Origin of the sequence: Yersinia nurmii, assembly GCF_001112925.1 — a bacterium.
Lineage (GTDB): Bacteria > Pseudomonadota > Gammaproteobacteria > Enterobacterales > Enterobacteriaceae > Yersinia > Yersinia nurmii.
In genome coordinates, this window is sequence record NZ_CPYD01000030.1 from 1 (window position 1) to 2,657 (window position 2,657).

Genomic DNA, 2,657 nt, shown 5'->3' on the forward strand with positions numbered 1-2,657 from the left:
CCGCTCGCCGCAGCCGAACGACCGAGCGCAGCGAGTCAGTGAGCGAGGAAGCGGAATATCTCCTGTCTCGTATATTCTGCTGACGCGCCGGTGCTGCCTTTTTCCTCCTTCCACATGAAGCACTTCACTGACCTCCGCATCCGTGTCGACATATTAAGCCAGTATACACTCCGCTAGCGCTGCGTGACTGGTTCAGGGCTGCGCCCCGAAACCCGCCAAAAGCCTGACGCGCCTGCGGCTTGTCCAACCCCGCACCCTACCCGAAATTCTTTCTGGCTTGGCGCGGGGTTCTCATTTACCTATGATGTTAACGGCTGGATCATTTTCTCCACTTTTTTTATTTTCTCCTCATGAAGTTTTTGCTGGTGACGTTAATAGAGAGGTACTTTCATGTTTGGTTTTTCACCAGGAGAACTTGTGAACCTTTGCCCCGATGATCGCCTGATTGTTGTTCAGATGATTTCTGCCATGCTTCGTCGTTCGGGTGGTGATGCCGGTAGTGTTATGTTTGAGGCGTATCGCCAGATTGTGTCTGACAACGATGCATCGCGTCGTTCCTGCATGCTGGACCTGCTCGAAAGCGTCAGGCTCCACTATGTACAGGGGGGCGAGCATGCAGGATGACGCTAGCAACACTTAACGTCATTGGCGATTTACTTAACTGCCTGTACTTGGCGGCCGAGCTGTGGGCGCCGCTGCAATGGAATTTGACTGTTTTTAAGACGTTCACGCTGATTTTAGTGTGACTTTACACGCCATGCATCTGGCTGCATGGCTATGCAGTCGGGTAAAATTTATCTGTCACGAACGGGGCGGTGTATCGGGTGGTTTGTTGCCGGTTTTACCTGACTGCCGTCCCGTTTGTGGCGAACCTGTCCGGAGCGGTGCGGGCAACGGATGTTATGGTAAATCGAAATTTCTGCTTCGATTTGTTATCGATGTGTCTTTTCGACGATTGTTCTAATTTTTATGCGGTTATTTTTTCAAAAAAAGGTGTTTTATGTCTGGTGATGTTTTTTTAAAGGTTATTAATCTTGAACATCGTGATGATCGTAAGGCTGAGTGCGTAGCGGAATTCTCCCTTGCCGGAATCTCGGCTGGAGATGACTTTTTTTTCAAGGCTTATAGTAAACCTGATTTTGGTGCGCTTGGAGCTAGTCTGAGTCATGCTAACTTAATCGCCAGTTACATATCAGAGTCTGAATGCCAGTACCTAGTTGTTCTAGAAGATGATTTTGAAATTTATAACAAAGAGTCGTTTTTAGATGATCTTACAAAAGCTGTTGCTTGCTCAGATAAATGGGACGTTTTTCTTCTTTCTCATAACCAAGCTGTACCAATTGAAGTTATCGACAATGAGAATGGTTTTTATCGTGTTGTAAATTCTCAAACCGCTTCTGGTTATATTGTTAAGAGACCGTTTGCAACGAAGTTAATGGCTGTTTTTTTTGATTCAGTAATCGGTTTGCAGAATTCAGTTCATCTCGGCGAACAGTCTGGGGCGATGGTGAAGCATTTTTATTGCTTGGATATTCTGTGGAAGAAGCTTCAGACTGAGTTTAATTTTGTTGCTCGATTTCCAGCCTTGTTAAAGCAAAGGGCTAGTTATTCAGACATAGAAAAAAAAGACGTGAATTATGGCGTTTAGCTTTTTGGTGGTGATGGAGTATTAATATTTAACTTAACTTGATATTTGAAACCAGAATAATTATTAAATTTTCACGTACATGATAGGCCTAAATAGGGCTTTACATTGCTTTTCAGTGAACTGACTTTTTTTTCTAAAGTCTGTCTCTTGGAACAGCAATGCATTAATGGCTTTTTCGAAGGTTGTGACCATCAAGTTGATAGCATCATCGAATGGTACGTTGAAATGATTAGGCGCTAAAGAATTCTGCCCCTTGAAAGGATCTTCTTGAGATCATTTATGTCTGAGCGTAATCTCTTGCTCTGAAAACGAAAAAACCACCTGGGGAGGTGGTTTTTCGAAGGTTCAGTAAGTTGGGGAACTTCTGAACCGTGGTAACAGTCTTGTGCGAGACATGTCACCAAATCTGTCCTTCCAGTGTAGCCTCACTCAGGCCGCCACTTCAAGAACTCTCGATACATCTCTCGCACATCCTGTTTACCAGTGGCTACCGCCAATGGCGATTTGTCGTGCCTTTTCGGGTTGGACTCAAGTTGATAGTTACCGGAACGGGCGTGGTAGTCGGACTGAACGGGGGGTTCGTGCATACAGTCCAGCTTGGAGCGAACTGCCTTCCCGGAACTGAGTGTCAGGCGTGGAATGAGATAAACGCGGCCATAACAGCGGAATGACACCGGTAAACCGAAAGGCAGGAACAGGAGAGCGCACGAGGGAGCTACCAGGGGGAAACGCCTGGGATCTTTATAGTCCTGTCGGGTTTCGCCACCACTGATTTGAGCGTCAGATTTCGTGATGCTTGTCAGGGGGGCGGAGCCTATGGAAAAACGGCAACGCCGTGGCCTTGCTTCTTCTTTGCTAAGTATAGCCCTGGCATCCTCTAGGAAATTTCCGCCCAGTTTGTAAGCCCACACCGCTCGCCGCAGCCGAACGACCGAGCGCAGCGAGTCAGTGAGCGAGGAAGCGGAATATCTCCTGTCTCGTATATTCTGCTGACGCGCCGGTGCTGCCT

Annotated in this window: 3 protein-coding genes; 2 read left to right on the forward strand and 1 reads right to left on the reverse strand. The window is 47.0% G+C overall.

Annotated features, from left to right (window positions below; all coding sequences use genetic code 11):
- Window positions 1-390: 390 nt before the first annotated feature.
- Both AD970_RS18370 and AD970_RS18375 read left to right on the forward strand, forming a co-directional pair.
- Complete coding sequence (locus AD970_RS18370; protein ID WP_235786979.1) at window positions 391-624, forward strand: hypothetical protein; 234 nt, start codon at window positions 391-393, stop codon at window positions 622-624.
- Window positions 625-1,000: 376 nt separating this feature from the next.
- Entirely contained in the window at window positions 1,001-1,648 is a 648-nt protein-coding gene (locus tag AD970_RS18375) for a glycosyltransferase family 25 protein (RefSeq protein WP_049602451.1), read from the forward strand.
- Between the two features lie 425 nt (window positions 1,649-2,073).
- Here AD970_RS18375 and AD970_RS19995 read toward each other — a convergent pair whose 3' ends face one another.
- On the reverse strand, window positions 2,074-2,235 hold the full coding sequence (locus AD970_RS19995; protein ID WP_084728210.1) for a replication initiation protein: 162 nt from the start codon (window positions 2,233-2,235) through the stop codon (window positions 2,074-2,076).
- Window positions 2,236-2,657 lie beyond the last annotated feature (422 nt).